Annotated in this window: 15 protein-coding genes, 2 tRNA genes and 1 pseudogene; 11 read left to right on the top strand and 7 right to left on the bottom strand. The window is 65.2% G+C overall.

Features of this window, described 5'->3' with window-relative positions:
* Positions 1-33 precede the first annotated feature (33 nt).
* The 8 genes from pheT (at position 34) to AC1DT6_RS33015 (ending at position 5925) form a co-directional block, all read left to right on the top strand.
* Positions 34-2481, top strand: a complete 2448-nt coding sequence (gene pheT, locus AC1DT6_RS33050; RefSeq protein WP_441627287.1) for a phenylalanine--tRNA ligase subunit beta — start codon at positions 34-36, stop codon at positions 2479-2481.
* 69 nt (positions 2482-2550) lie between these two features.
* On the top strand, positions 2551-2967 hold the full coding sequence (locus tag AC1DT6_RS33045) for an integration host factor subunit alpha (protein ID WP_441627285.1): 417 nt from the start codon (positions 2551-2553) through the stop codon (positions 2965-2967).
* Between the two features lie 115 nt (positions 2968-3082).
* Entirely contained in the window at positions 3083-3514 is a 432-nt protein-coding gene (locus AC1DT6_RS33040; protein ID WP_276288261.1) for a MerR family transcriptional regulator, read from the top strand.
* A 56-nt stretch (positions 3515-3570) separates the two neighbouring features.
* Positions 3571-3647, top strand: a tRNA-Pro gene (locus AC1DT6_RS33035).
* 329 nt (positions 3648-3976) lie between these two features.
* Positions 3977-4267, top strand: coding sequence for a hypothetical protein (locus tag AC1DT6_RS33030; RefSeq protein ID WP_441627411.1), 291 nt, complete (start codon positions 3977-3979; stop codon positions 4265-4267).
* 351 nt (positions 4268-4618) lie between these two features.
* Positions 4619-4870 (top strand): hypothetical protein, encoded by a 252-nt coding sequence (locus tag AC1DT6_RS33025; RefSeq protein ID WP_276288260.1) that lies wholly within the window; start codon positions 4619-4621, stop codon positions 4868-4870.
* 143 nt (positions 4871-5013) lie between these two features.
* Positions 5014-5382: a hypothetical protein gene (locus AC1DT6_RS33020; RefSeq protein WP_441627282.1), complete on the top strand. Its 369-nt coding sequence runs from the start codon at positions 5014-5016 to the stop codon at positions 5380-5382.
* 288 nt (positions 5383-5670) lie between these two features.
* On the top strand, positions 5671-5925 hold the full coding sequence (locus AC1DT6_RS33015) for a hypothetical protein (RefSeq protein ID WP_441627280.1): 255 nt from the start codon (positions 5671-5673) through the stop codon (positions 5923-5925).
* 2 nt (positions 5926-5927) lie between these two features.
* Here the strand turns inward: AC1DT6_RS33015 and AC1DT6_RS33010 are convergent, their stop codons facing one another.
* Together AC1DT6_RS33010 and AC1DT6_RS33005 are read right to left on the bottom strand one after the other, a co-directional pair.
* The gene (locus AC1DT6_RS33010; RefSeq protein WP_441627278.1) at positions 5928-6509 is read right to left on the bottom strand and encodes a DUF2939 domain-containing protein; all 582 of its coding nucleotides are present in this window, start codon (positions 6507-6509) and stop codon (positions 5928-5930) included.
* A 94-nt stretch (positions 6510-6603) separates the two neighbouring features.
* Positions 6604-11484 (bottom strand): NAD-glutamate dehydrogenase, encoded by a 4881-nt coding sequence (locus AC1DT6_RS33005; RefSeq protein WP_477115258.1) that lies wholly within the window; start codon positions 11482-11484, stop codon positions 6604-6606.
* Between the two features lie 379 nt (positions 11485-11863).
* On the opposite strand from AC1DT6_RS33005, the gene AC1DT6_RS33000 reads away from it, so the two are divergent.
* Positions 11864-13378, top strand: coding sequence for an acetyl-CoA hydrolase/transferase family protein (locus tag AC1DT6_RS33000; RefSeq protein ID WP_441627274.1), 1515 nt, complete (start codon positions 11864-11866; stop codon positions 13376-13378).
* Between the two features lie 52 nt (positions 13379-13430).
* Here the strand turns inward: AC1DT6_RS33000 and AC1DT6_RS32995 are convergent, their stop codons facing one another.
* From AC1DT6_RS32995 to AC1DT6_RS32975, 5 genes and pseudogenes are all read right to left on the bottom strand, one after another.
* Positions 13431-13553: a hypothetical protein gene (locus tag AC1DT6_RS32995; protein WP_441627272.1), complete on the bottom strand. Its 123-nt coding sequence runs from the start codon at positions 13551-13553 to the stop codon at positions 13431-13433.
* Between the two features lie 99 nt (positions 13554-13652).
* Entirely contained in the window at positions 13653-14036 is a 384-nt protein-coding gene (locus AC1DT6_RS32990) for a hypothetical protein (RefSeq protein WP_441627270.1), read from the bottom strand.
* Between the two features lie 285 nt (positions 14037-14321).
* The gene (locus AC1DT6_RS32985) at positions 14322-15296 is read right to left on the bottom strand and encodes a tripartite tricarboxylate transporter substrate binding protein BugE (RefSeq protein ID WP_045240072.1); all 975 of its coding nucleotides are present in this window, start codon (positions 15294-15296) and stop codon (positions 14322-14324) included.
* 382 nt (positions 15297-15678) lie between these two features.
* Positions 15679-15754 (bottom strand) — tRNA-Lys (locus AC1DT6_RS32980).
* Positions 15755-15815: 61 nt separating this feature from the next.
* Positions 15816-16686 (bottom strand): annotated as a pseudogene (locus AC1DT6_RS32975) (DUF2252 family protein).
* A gap of 371 nt (positions 16687-17057) precedes the next feature.
* Here AC1DT6_RS32975 and AC1DT6_RS32970 point away from each other — a divergent pair.
* Entirely contained in the window at positions 17058-17966 is a 909-nt protein-coding gene (locus AC1DT6_RS32970) for a LysR substrate-binding domain-containing protein (RefSeq protein WP_477103724.1), read from the top strand.
* Positions 17967-18150: 184 nt separating this feature from the next.
* Positions 18151-19536: an 8-oxoguanine deaminase gene (locus AC1DT6_RS32965; protein ID WP_441635211.1), complete on the top strand. Its 1386-nt coding sequence runs from the start codon at positions 18151-18153 to the stop codon at positions 19534-19536.
* The last annotated feature ends 183 nt before the right edge of the window (positions 19537-19719 follow it).

Here is a 19719-nt window from a genome sequence, read left to right as displayed (position 1 = left end):
ACAGAACAGAATACTTACCGGATCAGAAGCGCCATGCAATTCTCGGAATCCTGGCTTCGCAGTTTCGTCAATCCCGACAAGATTTCCACCGATGCGCTCTCGCACAGCCTGACCATGGCCGGGCTGGAAGTGGAAGAGGTCGGCCCGGTCGCGCCGCCTTTCAACAAGGTGGTGGTGGCGCGCGTGCTTTCCACCGAGCGCCATCCCAACGCGGACCGTCTCAACGTTTGCCAGGTCGATGCCGGCACCGGCGAGAACCTGCAGATCGTCTGCGGCGCGCCCAACGTCGCGCCCGGCATCCTGGTGCCGTGCGCGCTGGTTGGCGCAGTGCTGCCGCCGTCGGAGACGGGTGGCAAGCCGTTTGAAATCAAGGTCGGCAAACTGCGTGGCGTCGATAGCTTCGGCATGCTGTGCTCGGCGCGCGAACTCAAGCTGTCGGAAGAACACGGCGGCCTGATGCTGCTGCCCGAAGATGCGAAGATCGGCCAGGACATCCGCGAGTATCTGGATCTTGATGACCAGGTCTTCGTGATCAAGCTGACGCCCAACAAGGCAGACTGCCTGTCGATCCACGGCGTGGCACGTGAAGTTGCCGCGCTGACCGGTGCCGAGCTCCGGCTGCCCGACATGAAGCCGGTAGCGGTGACGCTGAGCGACAAGCTTCCGGTCAAGGTGTCGGCGCCCGACCTGTGCGGGCGCTTCTCTGGCCGCGTCATCCGCGGCGTGAACGCGCACGCGGCCACGCCGGCGTGGATGGTGCAGCGCCTGGAGCGGGCTGGGCAACGCAGCATCTCCGCGCTGGTCGACATCTCGAACTACGTGATGCTTGAACTTGGCCGTCCCTCCCATGTGTTCGACCTGGACAAGATCCACGGCGGCCTGGATGTGCGCTGGGGCCGCAAGGGCGAACAGCTCAAGCTGCTCAACGGCAATACTGTCGAGCTCGACGAGCAGGTTGGCGTGATCGCTGACGACAAGGAGATCGAGAGCCTGGCGGGCATCATGGGCGGCGACAGCACCGCCGTCACGCTGGACACCACCAACATCTACCTGGAAGCCGCCTTTTGGTGGCCGGAAGCGATCCAGGGCCGCTCGCGCCGCTTCAACTTCTCGACCGATGCCGGGCATCGCTTCGAGCGTGGCGTGGACTACGCCACCACGGTCGAGCATATCGAGCGCATCAGCGCGCTGATCCTCGAGATCTGCGGCGGCCAGGCCGGCCCGGTCGACGACCAGGTTGTCAACCTGCCGCAGCGCAAGCCGGTGCGCCTACGTGTGGCGCGCGCCGAGCGCGTGCTCGGCATCGAGCTGTCGCCCGCGGTCATCGCCGACGTGTTTCTGCGTCTGCAGCTGCCGTTCACCCGCGAGCAGGGTGCGGACGGCGAAGTGTTCGTGGTCACTCCGCCGAGCTATCGCTTCGACATCGAGATCGAGGAAGACCTGATCGAGGAAGTGGCCCGCATCTACGGCTTCGAACGTATCCCGGCACGTCCGCCGATCGCCGAAAGCGAGATGCGCCCGACCGACGAAGCACGCCGCTCGACCCATGTCGTGCGCCACGCAATTGCCGCGCGCGACTACCAGGAGGTGATCAACTTCGCCTTCGTCGAAGAGAAGTGGGAGCGCGACTTTGCCAGCAACGACAACCCGATCCGCCTGCTGAACCCGATCGCCAGYCAGCTGGCGGTGATGCGTTCCACGCTGATCGGCGGCCTGCTCGACAAGGTGCGCTACAACCTCAACCGCAAGGCATCGCGCGTGCGGATGTTCGAAGTGGGCCGCGTGTTCCATCGCGACGCCTCGGTTGCCGATGGCGGCCTGACGGTGGCCGGCTATCGCCAGCCGATGGTTGCCGGCGGCATTGCCTACGGCCCGGCCTTCGAGGAGCAGTGGGGCATCGCCACCCGCCCGGTGGACTTCTTCGACGTCAAGGGCGATGTCGAAGCCTTGCTGTTCCCGCGCGTCGCGCGCTTCGAGCCGGTATCGCATCCCGCGCTGCACCCAGGCCGCGCCGCGCAAGTCGTGATCGACGGCAAGGTGGCCGGCGTGATCGGCGAACTGCATCCGCGCTGGCTGCAGGAGTACGAACTGACGCAAGCGCCGGTTGTGTTCGAGCTGGACCTGCAGGCACTGCGTGAAGTAGGCCTGCCCGGCTACACCGAAATCTCCAAGTTCCCGGCCGCCGTACGCGACCTGGCACTGGTGGTGAAGCAGTCGGTGCGCGTGCAGGACCTGCTGGACGCCATGCGCGAAGCCCTGGAAAAACAAGGCTCCGCCCGCTATTGCCAGAGCCTGGTGCTGTTCGACGAGTTCCGTCCGAAGGCGGCTTCGGCAGCCATTGGCGCAGACGAGAAAAGCCTTGCGTTCCGCGTGACCTTGCAAGATACTGGGGCGACCCTCCAGGACGAAACCGTCGATAGCGCGGTACGTTGCATGGTCGAAGCCGCCAGCGCTGCATTCCAGGCGCGGATGCGCGGCTGATCCACCAGCTGACATGACAATGGAGCGCCCGGACTTCCGCATCCGGGCGGATCGCCACACTGAATGACAATGAACGATCGACAAGCGTATCTCATGGCCGCAGCAATGGGCGGGGCAGGCGACCGGCAGGCAGCCTCCCATGATGACGAGACGTCCGACGCCCGCGTTGCCGAGGTGCCGACCCTGACCAAGGCCGAGCTCGCCGAAATGCTGTTCGACCAGGTCGGTCTCAACAAGCGCGAATCCAAGGATATGGTCGAAGCCTTCTTCGACGTGATCCGCGAAGCGCTGGAACATGGCGACAGCGTCAAGCTCTCCGGCTTCGGTAATTTCCAGTTGCGCGACAAGCCTCAGCGTCCCGGCCGCAATCCCAAGACCGGCGAGATCATTCCCATCACGGCACGACGCGTGGTGACCTTCCATGCCAGCCAGAAGCTCAAGGGTCTGGTGGAAGAGCGGGCCGGCCTGGTGGCGGTGGCCGGCTGATCGTTTGCCAGTAGCGCGAGCACTCGTTATCCTGCTTGTCTCGTTTGTCCGCGCGCTATCCCGCGCGGACACCACAACCTCTCCCGGTACGGCCTGAAGCCCGCCCATTGACCGTATGTCGGAAAGATCCAGCGAACGCATCTTGTTGCCGCCGATTCCCGCCAAACGCTACTTCACCATTGGCGAAGTCAGCGAGCTTTGCGCCGTCAAGCCGCATGTGCTGCGCTACTGGGAGCAGGAGTTCACGCAGCTCAAGCCCGTCAAGCGGCGTGGTAACCGGCGCTACTACCAGCATCATGAAGTCCTGCTGATCCGACGCATCCGCGACCTGCTTTATGAGCAGGGCTTTACGATCAATGGCGCCCGCAATCGCCTCGACGAAGGGCGCCAGCACAGCCATGCGTCCGCGGAGGACGAGCAAGCGCTTGCTGCAGCGGCTGCGGATGAAGCACCGGTTTTCTCGCTCGACCTGAACAATCTGCGCAACGAACTCGTGGAAATCCAGCACTTGCTCGCGCAGCTTCAGCAGATCGCGAAGCACGAATAAAAAGTGCAGCAAGGACTAGCCAATATTGAAAAGCGTCTGATATAATCTTTTTCTTTCGGGGCGTAGCGCAGCCTGGTAGCGTACCTGCATGGGGTGCAGGTGGTCGGAGGTTCAAATCCTCTCGCCCCGACCAAATTAGAGCCCACGTAATCAATCGATTACGTGGGCTTTTCTCATTTCTGTTTCTGTATCAGCGCGGTCGCCAATGATGTTGGCGAACTCTTATATCCGCCTGCCATAACTTGGCTCTGGGTACGCATACCCAGAATCGGGCATGCGCCAAGTGAGCCCGTCTTGCAGCGCAAACAGGTTTGTCGGGAAGTGCTGGCCGCTTCTACAATCAACCCATCGACGGCGCGGCATACATGTCTTGCCGGGCAGGAGTTCGCGGCCCACGGCGCCGGGCAGCAGACCTCACCGGATGCCGCTTGTGCTGACTTTTGCGAATGACAGGAGTGCATGATGGCCAAACGCGAGCGCGCCGCCCGCGCCTTGCAGGACGAGGTAAGCCGGCGCATCCAGCGCATCGATGACATCATTGAGGACGGCGCAAAGATCCGGGTGCCTGTGCCGCAAGCGCATGCACGCGATGCGAGAGGGCGTAACTGGGATATGAAGGTCTTCGGCAACGCCGCAGGCTACGAACGGAGTATCCGGGCCGTGGTGGACAAGGCACGCGACGAATTCGACCTGAACGAGGTGCCGGGCCAGCAAAGCGCTGATCCCTTCGGCATTCCCTCTTCGCCGGAGTAAGGGCTTCGTTGGAGTAACGACATGCAGGCTTGCGATCCCTGCCACCTTCTCGTTGGCGCACCGGCCACGGTGCAGCCGCATGAGAATCTGGCTGCATCCGGTGCGGGCGCGCTTGGCTTGGACATCAATTCACGTTGGGTGGACCGGCCATGGCGCTGCACGGTCTGCGGCGCCTGGATGTTCCAGAATGCTGCCCACGGCGAGCCGCCCAACGTCTGGCGCATGGGGCGCCGCCCGCAGGATCGCCCCCAGGACCGGACTTAGACCCGGCGGCGGGTTCGCGCCGCCGCTCTCCCTGGCCGGGCGCTGCGCTGCGGCATGCTACGATGGCCGCAAAGGGAGACGCTACTCATGAATGAATCCAGAACGCAGAACTACCGAGGCTACGTGATTTTGATCTCGGTGCAGCAGCAGGAGCGGGGGTGCCTGGTGAACGCCTCGATCGTCCAGGAGGCCAAGGGGGCGGTGCGCAATCCTTCGCCCTTGCAATCCTGGGAGGGGCATGAGCAGGGCGAACTGCTGGAAGTGGCCGATCGGGCTCAGGCGCGCGCATGCCGGCTGATCGACGCGACCGTGGACCACGTAGCTTATGCCGCGGGTTGATTGATCGTCGTGCCTGTGCCCGCTGGCACGATCGGTTGCTGGTTTGTCTTGCGCCGGATGCGCCAGCCGGAGCATTGTTCGTATTCGGCAGAAGTTTTGAGGGTGGGCCTACATGGCGCGGTCTGGCGGTCGTTAATCCCGATATGAAATCATTCGATGCTTGCGAAGACGGCGCGGCCAATGCCGATGTCATGGGCTGGGGGTCTTCGCCCCCCCACGTATTGGCCGCCGTGCTCAATACTGCCCTGGCAGCAGAAGATCTGGACGGCTTCGCCGCGCTGTTGTCGGATATGGCGCGCGATCGCGGCTTCAAGGGCGCGCGTGGCTCGCACCAGTCCATCTACGATATGCCCTACGCCAGCCTGCTGCCGCGCCAGCAGCATCTGCTGGCCGATGCCTTTGAGTTGCTGATTCGCCTGGGCCTGGAGCTGCAGCCCCGCAGGCCGCGCGTGCTGGGCGATATCCGGGGCGGGCTCCTGGCGCACGGCAATCACGAGATTCCCTCCGACTAACGGGCACGCGGACCGGCTGGCAGGGCGGGCGTGCTGCGTGCTAGCATCTCGCGAAAACGGGGCGTTGACGCAGCAATCGACCGTCACAGCGGACAGCCATGGTCAATGGCATGCAGGTCCATCTGTGGCGCAACGCGGCCTTCAGTCCTGAACAACCAGATCGCCGCACTGATGGCGACGTGTCGCCCGGTCCGATGCCGATCCCGACCGGGCGATGATGCCGACACGGCCCGCGCGCGCACGGCCGTGGCGTTCGAGGGGAGCGATCGCGTGTTGTGGAGGTATGTTATGGACGAAGACGAACCTTTCGGGGTTGTGTTCGAGGATTTTCGCGTCATCTGGGTGGCCGAGCGTTTGCAGGACGGCACATGGACCGCGCGCTATTGCTGGAGCCCCGGCACCTCCGAGGCCTCCGGCAACGCACTCCGGGCCGCGGTGCTCGGCGGCAAGTCAAAGCGGCTGCTGGGGGACTTCAAGACCGAAGAAGAGACCGTCGACGCCATTAAGGCGGCGGTGTTGCTTGAGGCGAAATGGGGGCGGTGAAGCTAGGGCCTGGAGAGTTCAGGCAGCACGATGCTGCTCCATTTCCAGGTCCATAGGCCTTCTCGCTTCAGGCCGATGACAACGCGTTCGCCGTTGTCCTTGGTGGCGGAGGCTTCGACGCTGCCCCAGCCACGATAAGACAGGCCGTACTTGAGCGCATCCCTTGCGGCCTCCTGCTTTGCCTGTCCGGCCGGCTCGCTATTAATGCCCGGCGGGGCGGGAGGTGCGGGCTTCGGCTGCGCCTGCGTGCCGGGCTTCTCGCCGGCCATCAGCGCCATGACGCCGGCGGGCGACACCATGGTGTCGATCATGGTGTTGATGACCGCCAGGCCGATCGCTTGCCCGATACCGGCAAAGGGCATGTTCTGCAATCCGGTCCCGCCAAGCTTCTGCTGCAGGGACAAGTTCAGCTGTGCCTTCAGGCTTTCGCGCAGGGCGGGATAGTCGACATAGCGGGAGAACTTGTCGGCATCCCGCGCTTCGATGGCGGAGCGCATCTGGTAGAGCGCCCAGTACGGGCTGGCGTAGCTGCTGGCAGCGACGGCGATCACCGCCGCGATGGCGGCTTTGGCAGGTTTGTTCATCGGGTTCCCGGTTGGAGCGCATGCAACGGTACAGCGAGGCTGTACCGTTGCTGGCTGACATTCCGCCATTGTCTCCAATCGGCAGCGTCTGCGTCTACCCGCCCGGCTGGCTGCGCTCCAGCAAGCCGATTTCCCGCACGGCTACCGACAGCATCGACAAGCCGGCAGCGCCCGTTGCACGCTGGTCTGCCAGCATGCGCGAGAAGCGCTCGATCTGCGCCTGCCGGCCACCTCGCCATGCCTCGATGAGCTGGGCCGGGGTGTCCAGTTCCTGCGGTTGCGCCAGCACGCTTACCGTCAGCGCGCGCTTGAGGCGGCCGAGATCTTCCAGTGTCGTGGTGCGTGCCAGCAGGTCCCAGTGGCTCTCGGCAGGCAGTGCCAGCGCGCGTTCGCGCAGCCAGCCGAAGCTGAACTCCGTGTCGAGCGCGAAATACACACCTGCCACCAGCGCCAGGCTACGCTGCGTGGCGCCGGCTACCTCGGCAATATCCAGCGCGGCAGCGGAGATTTCTCCCGCAGCCACGCACAGGGCCAGGCCATCGCCCACGCCGGACTGGCTCAGCGCCTGCCGCCGCTCGGCCAGCGCCGTGGCCTCGGGGCCGGCCAGGAGCGCGGGCAATTGCGGCGTGAGCCATGCCGCGGCCTCCGCGTAGCGTGCGCTGTGGCTGTCTGCCGGTCCGCCTGCCTGAGGATGCCGCAGGAACCAGAGGCTGGCGTGCTCCAGCAGCCGCCCCACAGCGACGAACATTTGCGCCTGTACCGCGTCGTCGACACGGTTGTCCAGCGCGTCGATGTCCGCCCAGAGTGGCTCCAGGCGGAACACGTCGCGCGCGATCAGACAGGCGCGCACGATGTCGGCGGGACGCGCATCGGTCTCTTCCAGCATGCGATGGACAAAGGTGGCACCGACACGGTTGACCAGTGTATTGGTCAGGTGCGTGGAAAGGATCTCGCGGCGCAGCGGGTGGCGCAGCATGGTGTCGGCATGCCGCTCGCGCAGCGGCTGCGGGAAGTAGGCGGGCAACAGGCCGGCCACCAGCGGGTCCTCGGGCAAGTTCGAGGCAAGCAATTCGTCATACAGCCACATCTTGCTGTAGGCCAGCAGCACCGCCCGCTCGGGCGAGGTCAGTCCCAGTCCGGCGGCCTTGCGTTCCACCAGTTCGTCCTCCGTTGGCAGGAATTCCAGCGCGCGCTTGAGGCGGCCTGCGCGCTCCAGCCAGCGGATCAGCCTGCCTTCCGCATCGATCAGCGAGGCGGCGTTGCGGCCCGCCACGGACAGCGCCTGGGTCTGGTAGTAGTTGTCTTCCAACACCAGCAGGCCGACCTCGTCCGTCATTTCCGCCAGCAGCTTGTTGCGCTGCTTTTCGGTCATCTCGCCATCCGCCACCGCCAGCCCGAGCAGGATCTTGATATTGACCTCGTGATCCGAGCAATCCACGCCGGCGGAATTGTCGATGGCATCGGTATTGATGCGTCCGCCATTGAGCGCGAATTCGATGCGGCCAAGTTGCGTGAAGCCAAGGTTGCCGCCTTCGCCGACTACCTTGCAGCGCAGCTCGGCGCCGTTGACGCGGACCGCGTCGTTGCTGCGGTCGCCCACTTGCAGGTGGCTCTCGTGGCTGGATTTGACGTACGTGCCGATGCCGCCGTTATAGAGCAGGTCGACCGGAGCCAGCAGGATGGCGTGGACCAGTTCGGCGGGCGACACCGTAGTGGCTGTGATGCCAAGGCAGGCTTGCACCTCGGGTGTGATGGCGATGGTCTTGGCGGTGCGTGGAAACACGCCGCCGCCGGCCGAGACCAGGCTCATGTCGTAGTCGGCCCAGCTGGAACGCGGCAGCTCGAAGATGCGCTGGYGTTCGCGCAGGCTGGAAGCCGGGTCGGGGCTGGGGTCGAGAAAGATGTGGCGATGGTCGAACGCGGCCACCAGGCGGATGTGGGGCGACAGCAGCATGCCGTTGCCGAAGACATCGCCGGACATGTCGCCAACGCCGGCGACGGTGAAATCGGTAGACTGGATATCGATGCCCATCTCGCGGAAATGGCGCTTGACCGATTCCCACGCGCCACGCGCCGTGATGGCCATTTTCTTGTGGTCGTAGCCTACCGAGCCGCCTGACGCGAAGGCGTCGCCGAGCCAGAAGCCGTACTCGGCTGAGATCGCGTTGGCGTAATCCGAAAAGCTCGCCGTGCCCTTGTCCGCGGCGACCACCAGATAGGGGTCGTCGCCGTCCTCGCGCACCACTTCCGGGGGCGGCACCAGGGTGCCGGCGACACGGTTGTCGGTCACGTCCAGCAGGCCGCGCAGGAAGGTCTGGTAGCAGGCAATGCCTTCCTGCAGGAAGGCGTCGCGGTCGGTTGCCGCCGGCGGCCGCTTGACCACGAAGCCCCCCTTGCTGCCCACCGGCACGATCACCGTGTTCTTCACCATCTGGGCCTTCATCAGCCCCAGCACTTCGGTGCGGAAGTCCTCGCGCCGGTCGGACCAGCGCAGGCCGCCGCGCGCTACCGGGCCGCCGCGCAGGTGCACGCCTTCCACGCGCGGGGAATAGACCCAGATCTCGAACATTGGCCGCGGCTCGGGCAGGCCCGAAACCAGCGCGGGATTGAACTTGAACGAGAGGTAAGGGCGTGGCCCGCCATCGGGGCCTTGGCGGAAATAGTTGGTGCGTACCGTGGCATTGATCACGCCCAGGAACAGGCGCAGGATGCGGTCCTCGTCCAGGTTGGGCACCTGGTCCAGGGCGGTGCCGATGGCTTGCAGCAGGCGCTCGCAGCGCGCCGCGCGGGCGCTTTCCGCGACGGGATCGAAGCGTGCCACGAACAGTTCCACCAGCCGCGAGGCGATGGCCGGGTTGCCGGTCAGGGCCCGTTCGATATAAGCATCGCTGAAGGTCGATCCGACCTGGCGCAGATAGCGGGCATAGGCGCGCAGGATGGTCACGTCGCGCGCGGCCAGTTCGGCGCGCAGCACCAGCCGGTTGAAGTCGTCGTTCTCGATCTCGCCGTTCCAGGCGCGCGCGAAGGCATCCTCGAACAGCGCCTTGATGCGTGCGATATCGGCGCCGAGGTCGATGCCGGTAGCCACGCCATCGGCCATTTCCAGCCCGAAATCGTGGACCCATACCGGCGCCGCGCCGTTGGGCTCGACCAGGTAGGGGCGCTCCTCGTCCACGCGCACGCCGAGATGCTCGAGCATCGGCAGGCTGAGCGACAGCGCGATCGGCTCGCGTGCCCGGTAGACCTTGAAGCGGAACGCACCCGGCGCGGCTTCGATCGGCCGGTACAGGTTCATGGCGATGCCGCCGCTGGCCTGCGCCGCTTCCATCAGTTCGATATCCCGCACCGCGGTGCGAGCCGGGTAGTCCTCGCGATAGCCGGCGGGGAAGGCGTCGCCGTAGCGGCGCAGCAGGCGGTTGCCTTGCTCTTCGCCGGTGCTGTCCAGCAGGGCGGCGGCAAGGTCGTCCTGCCAGCGGCGGGCGGCCTGCACGATGCGCTCTTCCAGCTCAGCGGCGTTGACATCGGGCATGGTGCCGGGATCGCCGCGCACGATCAGCTGGATGCGCGCCAGCGGCGACTCGGAGAGTTGCGGCGTGAACTCGCAGCTATTGCCGTGGAAGGCGGTCATCATCAGCTTCTGGATGCGCTGGCGCAAGTCGGTGTTGTACTTGTCGCGCGGCACGAACACCAGGCAGGAGACGAAGCGGTCGAAGCGGTCGCGCCGCACGAACAGGCGAATGCGCTGGTGCTCCTGCAGGCGCAGGATGCCCAGAGAAATGCCGAACAACTCATCTTCATCGGCCTGGAACAGTTCGTCGCGCGGGTATTGCTCGAGGATGGTGACCAGCGACTTGTAGAGATGGCCCTTGGTCAGGAACCCGGCGCGGGTCAGGATATTCTCGAACTTGCGGCGTACCAGAGGGATGTCCGCGCTGGACATCATGTAGGCGGTGGAAGTGTAGAGCCCCACGAAGCGGCGCTCGCCGAACAGTTTGCCGTCGGCGCCGATGAGCTTGACGCCGATGTAGTCCAGGTAGCCGGGCCGGTGCACGGTGGCCCGCGAGTTGGCCTTGGTCAGGAAAATCGGCGAACTGCCCTCGATGACGGTGGTGGCCGCCGCGGGCAACTCGGTGAGCGTGTCCGCGTCGGGCGTGCGCAGGCTTTCGCGCAGGATGCCGGCACCGGAGCCAGCCACGCCACGCAGGTAGAAGCGGCCGTCCTGGTTCACGAGTTCGTAGTCGCGCTGGCCCAGGAAGCAGAAATGATCGTCCAGCATCCATTCCAGGAAGGCGCAGGCTTCCTGCGTATCGGGCTGGCCGCCCTCCGGACCCTGTGCCAGCTTCTCGATGGTGGTGCGCGTGATGGCCGTCATCTGCGGCCAGTCTTCCACTGCGGCGCGCACATCGCCCAGCACGCGCGCAATGCCGCTGCGCAAGGCTTCTTGCGTGGCAGCATCGCCGCAGCGATCCACTTCGAAATGGATAAAGGATTCGAGGCGCGGGCCGCCGGCGGGTTCGTTCGTGGCCGCGTCGCCCTCACTGCCTAGCCCCACTTTCGCAATGGTGCCGTCCGCGTTGCGCCAGACCTGGAAGACCGGGTGAATCGCCGAGTGCAAGGCCAGGCCAAGCCGGTTGACCTCCATGGTGACGGAGTCGACCAGGAACGGCATGTCATCGTTGACGATCTCCACCACCGAGTGATCGGAGTGCCAGCCGTGCTGTTCAAGATTGGGGTTGTAGACACGCAGCCGCGCGTTGCCAGGGACGAAGCGCTGGGCGGTCTGCCAGTGCGCCATGACCGCGCCGTAGAGATCCGCTACCTCCCGCTTGAGCAGGTCTTCGGCATCGGCCAGGTCGTAGTAGTGGCGCAGGAAAGGCTCGACCTTGACGAACGTGTCGCCGGGCAGGCGGCCCTGTGCAAACTGGATGAGGTCGGCCAGCAACTGGGCCAGTCGCGCTTCGCTTTCCGCCAGCATGGTGTCTCCCCCAGACGGCTTGTTTCGGCAGTTTCATGCTGGGATAACCCGGCGTGGCACCGATGCGCGGTGTCCTCGCGGTGGCAGCATGACCGTGCTAACTACTGTAGAGCATAAAGGGGGGCGCCGCGCACAAAGTGCGCTGCACGCCTGTGGGGAGCTGCCGCATGGCGAGGCGCTGGCATGCGAAAGGGTGGCTATGAAATTTACGACTGGTTTTTATGATTTTATATCTTCGCAGGAATGCTTTTCCCGTGGCTACACTGCTTACCTGCGCCTTACCGGCCGGTAGGACGCGCGAGCCGAGCGGGGCACCGGGTCCTGCCACTGCGCGCGGTACAGCCCCAGCCGCCGGGACAGGCATCATGGAGACATAAAGATGTACAAGGAACGTATCCGGCTGGCCAGTCTGCTCGACAAGGTGATGCCGGCCCAGGCCGCGGCGGCGATGATCCGGGACGGCATGACCGTGGGCATGAGCGGGTTCACCCGCGCCGGCGACTGCAAGGCGGTGCCTGAGGCGCTGGCGCAGCGCGCGGCGACCGAACCGCTGCGCATTACGCTGATGACCGGCGCTTCGCTGGGCAACGACACCGACAAGCTCCTGGCCGAAGCCAATGTGCTGGCGCGGCGCTTGCCGTTCCAGGTCGACACGACCTTGCGGCGCAAGATCAATGCGGGCGAGGTGATGTTCATCGACCAGCATTTGTCGGAGACCGTGGAGCAACTGCGCGGGCGGCAGATCGCGCCGGTGGACGTGGCGGTGGTGGAAGCCGTGGCGATCACCGAGGAAGGCGGCATTGTGCCAACCACCTCGGTGGGCAATTCCGCGAGCTTTGCGATGCTGGCCAGCAAGGTGATTGTCGAGATCAACCTCAATATGCCGGGCGGCCTCGAGGGCCTGCACGATATCTACCTGCCTGCGCAGCGCCCCCACCGCGAGCCGATCCCGTTGGTTTCGGTGGATCAGCGCATCGGCTTGCCCTATATTCCGGTCGATCCCGCGAAGATTGCGGCCATCGTGATCACGCAGAAGGATGACAGTCCATCCACCGCGCAGCCGCCCGACCGGGAAACGCGGCAGATCGCGGGGCACCTGAACGATTTCCTCCTGCATGAGGTCCGGGCAGGCCGGCTGGCGCCGTCACTGCAACCCCTGCAGGCCGGCATCGGGACGATCGCCAACGCCGTGCTGCATGGCCTGATTGATTCGCCGTTCCGCGATCTCACGATGTATTCGGAAGTCTTGCAGGACAGCACGATCGAACTGCTCGATGCCGGGCGGCTGACCTTTGCCTCGGCTTCATCCGTCACCTTGACCAGCGCCGTCTACGCGCGCTTCCTGGCAGACCTGGAGCGCTACAAGTCACGCGTGATCCTGCGCCCGCAGGAGATCAGCAACCACCCGGAGATATTGCGCCGGCTCGGCCTGATCACCATCAACACGGCGCTCGAGTGCGATCTCTATGGCAATGTGAATTCCACCCATGTGGGCGGTACGCACATGATGAACGGCATCGGCGGCTCTGGCGACTTTGCCCGCAATGCGCACATTTCCGTATTCGTCACGAAGTCGGTGGCCAAGGCCGGCGCCATTTCCAGCATCGTGCCGATGGTTTCGCATGTGGACCACACCGAGCATGATGTCGATGTCATCGTGACCGAGCATGGCCTGGCCGATCTGCGCGGTCTGGCGCCGCGCGAGCGCGCGCAGCAGGTCATTGCCAATTGCGCCGATCCGCTGTATCGGGATCTGCTGCGTGATTACGTGACGCGCGCCGCGCGCCGCGGCGGACATACGCCGCACCTTATCGAGGAAGCGCTGGCCTGGCACGCGCGCTACCGCGAGGAGGGCACCATGGGCGGTCCCCAGGCAGCGCTGGCGGCTGCGTAAGCGGCGCGCGATTTTCCGGCGCCTCGTCCTCCCCGGGTATCCCTGGTTCTCCCTATCCCTTGAAGATAAGCACTGCCAGCACCAGGGAGGAAGCCATGAGGATCAGCACGTCTAGCATGATGGTCTCCGAAAAGGAGAAGGCCTGCCACGCCACGCAGCGGGGAAACCAGTGCATGCGGCAAGCGATGCTGGCCTGATCCTGCCTGCCTCCCGCAGGCCGGACAGTGCGCTGGCGCACCGTCCGGCGGGACGGCCTGCTGCCTGTGCCCGCGGCTTACTGCTTGGTCTTGGCGCCGTCGGTATAGGGATCGAACGAGCCGGCCTTGGCGCCGTCGGTGTACGGGTCGGGTTTGCCGGCCTTTGCTCCGTCGGTGTACGGGTCGAACTTGCCGGCCTTGGCGCCTTCCGTATAGGGATCGGCCTTCTTCTTGGTGCCGGAAGCGTTCAGGTTCGACTTGGTCGATTTCTTCGCGCCATCGGTGTACGGATCGAACTTGCCGGACTTTGCGGCGCTTTTATTGGGGTCCGTCTTGTTCGCATGGGCGCCGCCGTAAAGGTCGCCGCCTTCCGTGTAGTTCTTCTGGGCGTGCGCCAGCTGCGCGCCGCCAAGGGCTGTCAGGGCGGCGATCGTCAGGGCGGCTACGGTCTTGTTGCGCATATTCATCCTCGTGAGTAATGAGTAGTGGCCACGGGCAGGGGGCATGGCCGCATAAATGGTCGTTTGACCGGAAGACTTTACCGACTTGGGATGACCCTGCGAAGTTAATCTTTCTTCCCACTGTATTGAACCACTTTGCGCCCGCGCGGCTTCTGAGCCAGATCAAGTCCGGCGGCATCTTCCTGGGGAAAGTCGTGGAGGGGAGAACGGGGGGCTGGGTGACAGTACAGCCGCAGGCACTGGCCCCGGCAAGGCCCGGCCGCAGGCGGCCGGGCCCTCCGGTCCTTATTCCAGCGTAATGTTCTGGTCGTGCGCGATCTTCTTGCGCAGGTCCAGTTCGCGCTTGATCTGCGCGGCGTATTGCTGCGGCGTGTTGCCGTCGGGATAGGCGCCGCTCTCGGCCAGGCGGCGTTTCACGTTCGGATCCTGCAACGTCTTCACGGCAGCGTCATGGACCTTGGTGATGATCGCGGCAGGCGTGCCGGCAGGCGCCACCAGGCCATACCAGGCCATGTTGTTCATGTCCTTCATGCCGGCCTCGGCGAACGTCGGCACGTCAGGCAAGCCCTCCACGCGCTTCGGCGCCGCCACGGCGAGGGCGCGCAACTTGCCAGCCTGGATATGCGGCATGGACGACGGCAGGTTGTCGAACTGGCCGCTGACCTGGCCCGCCAGCGTGTCGTTCAGGGCCGGACCCGATCCCCGATAGGGGATGTGGACCATATCCGTCTTGGTCAGGAACTTGAACAGTTCGCCGTCGAGATGGGAGATGCTGCCCTTGCCGGCCGACGCGTAGCTGTACTTGCCGGGGTTGGCCTTGACCAGCGCGATGAACTCTTGCAGGTTCTTGGCCGGTACCTTGGGGTTGATCGTCAGCACGTTCGGCACATTGACCAGGTTGGTAATGGGCGCGAAATCCTTGATCGGGTCGTAGGGGTTGCGGGCGTTGGTAGCCGGGTTGGTCGCCATGGTGCTCACCGTGGCGATACCCAGCGTGTAGCCATCGGGCGCGGACTTGGCGAGGGCATCGGCGCCGATCGCACCGCCGCCGCCGCCGCGGTTTTCCACCACCACCACCTGGCCAAGTTCGCGGCCAATGCCGTCGGAGACCGCGCGGGCAACGATATCCGTGGTGCCGCCAGCGGCGAACGGCACGATCAGGCGGATCGGCTTGTTCGGATAGGTTTGCGCCATGGCGCTGTGGCACAGGCCAAGGAGGGCCAGGCAGGCTGCGCTGCCAACATTCAGTACTGCTTTCAAGAGAGGCTCCCGAGGGTTCTAAGTATGTGAGCGGACTGCTCGGCCAGGCGCGGGATGCGGCGATCTGCGTCGACGTTGCCCTTGTTTATCCCGCCGACGCGCCGCAACGTTGCCGCGGCAAGGGCTGCCGCGGAACGCTGGAGTTTTTTGGCTGGTTCCGTGATGCGGAACCATGTTCCGCAATGTGCTCCAGGCGCAATTCAACCGTGAAAGCTTGGCCGGCGGAATTGGTATCAACCCGCGTATGGATCGCAGCGCGGAGCGGGTAGGGCGAACGTATCGGCAGCCGCGGAAACTTGCATTGCGCGGCTTGGGCGCCGATGAGCCAAATGGAAATGAAAAAAGCCGGAAGCATTGCTGCTTCCGGCTTTTTGGAATTCGCTGGTGGGGCGTGAGTGACTCGAACACTCGACCTACGGATTAAGAGTCCGCTGCTCTACCAACTGAGCTAACGCCCCAACGAAGTCCAAGATTATAGCTAGGCGATTGTGACTGCGCAATACCTATTTTGCTGTTTTTTCAAAGACCCCCTGTCTGGCCCAGTGCGAACTTGCGGCAGTGTTCGAGATAGCCGACCTCGTGGCTGGCTATCAGGCCCAGCACGCTCGACCAGAGCCAGGACGGGGCATCGAGTTGCTTTGACCGGTTGCGGGCCAGTTCGGCTAGCCAGCCGCGTTGGGTGGCGAGATCCATCTGGCGCGCGTGGGCGTTGCCGACCACCTCGCCGAGGTACATCGCGACGCGGCTGGCCTCCTCCTGGGGCAGCGTATCGATCTCCAGCTTCAGGTCCTGCGGCAGCAGTTCACGGATGAAGACCGCCTTGTCGAGCAATTGCGCGGAAAGAATGCGATCGCCCAGCGCCGGCGAGAGATGGCGGGCGCCTTCGGCCACGCGCGCGCCGTTGTCGTGCGGCATGCTGGCCTTGGGGTAGCTCGGTGCGGCTGCCTTCGCCGCCTCCTTGATGTCGATCAGGCAGATTTCTGGGCCGGGGCTGTCATTGCTGTCAACGGACAGCAGCACGGCGAAGCGCAGGCGGCCCAGGGAGCTGCAACCCTTGACCCAGTAAGCGGCATCTATCACCTCCACGCGCGCGCCTTCGTCGCGAGAGGTCAGCAGCGTGGCAAGGTGGGCGATCTCGCGCCGCTCGGTGGGGGCCAGCCGCCAGAACCGTTTGCCGAGCGGGATGGAAGGCGTGGTATCCCGCAGGCGTTCACGGGATATCCGTGATCGGCCCGAGATTGCCCACATGGCAGTCGCCGCAGATCCAGATCTCCGGGTCCTCGGGCAGCGCGTGCGGCTGCCTGGCCGCCAGCCACTCGTAGAACTTGCGCGTATTGCCGCGCACGTAGGCGTGGGCGGAGCGCGCCATCTTCAGGTTCCGGCACCGCATCAGTTCATCCTCGCGCTTTGCCGGGCCGGGCCGGGCAGGCCAGGTTTGCCGCTGCGCTTGCCGGTGGCTTTGCCGGCGGCCCCGCCTGAGGCTTTCGGGTGCGTCTTCCTGTCGGACTTCGCAACGGGCTTCTTGTTGCTTGTCTTGGATGTCATGGTGTCGGGGGCGTCGCGCGCTGGCAAGAGGAAAGGGCCGGGCTGGCAGCGTCGGCCGTCCGGCGAACTGATGTCAGCGTACTCCATGCCATGCCGGCTCGCTGCCATTGTCACTCGCCCGCGGGCGGCCGGCGCGCATGGCCAGCGGCTACAATGCGCTCGTCTTCCATGTCCGCGGCCGCCGCTGCCGCGTCGAGCCAGAATCCGGAGCCCGTCATGCATGCCAGAGTCCTGCGCTACCTCGATGAGGTGGTGAACCGCAGTTCGATCCGCCAGGCCGCGCTGCATCTGCACGTGGCGCCGAGCGCGATCAACCGGCAGATACTGGACCTGGAGACTGAACTGGGCGCACCGCTGTTCGAGCGCATCAACAAACGCCTCCGGCTGACTCCGCTGGGCGAGATGGTGCTGGCGCACGTGCGGCAGACGCTGCGCGAGCACGAGCTCTTGCGCAGCCGTATCGCGGCCGTCAAAGGTGTGCGCCAGGGCGAAGTGACAATCGCCACGACCGCGGGGCTGGCCGGGTCGCTGATGCCTTCGCTGGTGCACGGCTTCCGCCAGCAATATCCGGGCATCCTGGTGCGCCTGCTGGATCTGCCCGTGGTGGACATCGTCAGCACCGTCGAGCGCGGCGATGCCGACCTCGGCCTCGCCTACGAACTGCCCGACATCGCGGCCTTTCGCATCCTGGCCAGCAGTGACTGGCATATCGGCGCGGTGGTCTCGCCCTCGCACGCGTTGGCTGCGCAGCCTTCGGCGCTGCTAGGTGAATGCCTGGCTTACCCAGTGATCCTCCCCGCGCCGTCGCTGTCGATCCGTGCCATCCTGGACGAGGCCTTCGCGCGCGCGGCCATGGAGGTGTCGCCGGTGACCGAGACCACTTCGACGGCATTGATGCGGCGCCTGGTCATGCTTGGGTCCGGCGTCGCTTTCCTGAACCCCCTCGATGTGCTGGAGGAGCGCGCGCGCGGCGCGCTCGCATGGGTGCCCTTGCGCGACGGCAAGCTGCCGTGCCAGACGTTGCGGCTGGTGGTGCGCGCGCGCAACCCGCTGAGCCCGGCGGCGAGTCTGATGGCGGAGCGGATCGGCGCAGGCCTGGCGGAACTGTTTGGGAGCCTGCGCTAGCGGCCCGCTGGACCTGGCCCTGGCACAACACGGTGGCTGTGCTGTTTTTGCGTACACCGTCGGTGGAATTCGATGCTTTGCGGCTGGCCGCCGCCGTCTTAGACTGTCTGGGCCGGTCAATACGACGCCGGCTGGCCAGCCCCGGCGCAGCATCGCTATCCACCCCTGATCCGAAGATCCCGTCATGACCCTCATCCTTATCAATGCAGACATTCTGGTCACCATGGATGCGCAGCGCCGCGAGATTCCGGGCGGCGCGCTGGTGGCCCAAGGCCCGTCGATCGAATGGGTGGGCGCCAGCGCCGAGTTGCCGCAGGAATACCGCCGGCTGATCGACGAAGGCCGCGCTGAGGTGCTCGACATGAGTGGCCAGGTGGTGATTCCGGGTCTGGTCAATACGCACCACCACATGTACCAGAGCCTGACCCGCGCCGTGCCGGCCGCGCAGGACGCGGAGCTGTTCTCCTGGCTGAGCAATCTCTATATGTTGTGGTCGCACCTGACGCCGGAGATGATCGATGTGTCGACCCGGACCGCGATGGCGGAATTGATGCTATCCGGCTGCACCACCACCAGTGACCATCTTTATCTTTACCCCAACGGCTCGCGCCTGGACGATTCGATTGCGGCGGCGGCGCAAATGGGCATGCGTTTCCATGCCGCGCGCGGATCGATGAGCGTGGGCCGCAGCAAGGGCGGCCTGCCACCCGACTCGGTGGTGGAGGAGGAGCAGGCGATCCTGAGCGACAGCCAGCGGCTGATCGAGCAATACCACGACGCTTCGCGCCATGCCATGCTGCGCGTGGTGGTGGCGCCATGCTCGCCGTTTTCCGTGTCGCGCGACCTGATGCGGGAGTCGGCGCTGCTGGCGCGCAACTATGGCGTGTCGCTGCACACCCACCTTGCCGAGAACGATAACGACATCGCCTACTCGCGCGAGAAGTTCGGCCTGACGCCCGCGCAGTACGCCGAGGAACTCGGCTGGGTCGGACCCGATGTGTGGCACGCGCACTGCGTCAAGCTGGACGACGAAGGCATCGCGCTGTTCGCCCGCACCGGCACGGGCGTGGCCCATTGCCCTTGCTCCAATATGCGGCTGGCTTCAGGCATTGCGCCGGTGCGCGCGATGCGCGATGCCGGCGTGCCGGTCGGCCTGGGGGTGGACGGCAGCGCTTCGAACGATGGTGCTCATATGCTGGGCGAGGTGCGCCAGGCGATGCTGTTGCAGCGGGTAGGATACGGGCCCGCCGCCATGAGCGCGCGCGAGGCACTGGAGATTGCCACCCTGGGCGGCGCGCGCGTACTGGGCCGCGACGATATCGGTGCCCTGGCGCCGGGCATGTCGGCTGACTTCGTGGCCTTCGACATGGGGCAGGTGGCTTATGCCGGCGCGGGCCACGATCCGGTGGCGGCGCTGGTGTTCTGCACGCCGGGCAATGTCGCCACCAGTGTGATCAACGGCAAGGTGGTGGTGCGCGACGGCGAGCTGCGCACGGTGGAATTGCCGCGCGTGCTGGCGCGGCACCGCGGGCTCGCGCGCGAATTGTTCGAGCGCGCGAGCGCAGGTTGATGCGAGTCCCGGATGCGGCGCGCGCATGACCCCACTCGAGTGGGGCTGCGTCATGTCTCCAATGTATTCAAACTAGGCGACGGGACGTTCTCCGAACGCCCCTGACCCTTCTCAGCCCGCCACAATTGTCGCGGGCTTTTTTTCGTATGTCTTTTTGATGAGATTTTTTGGGGGGGGGGGGCG

This window comes from Cupriavidus sp. 01L45 (assembly GCF_056399885.1).
Note: the sequence above shows the minus strand (reverse complement) of the source record. Positions and strands in the feature narration are given on the sequence as shown.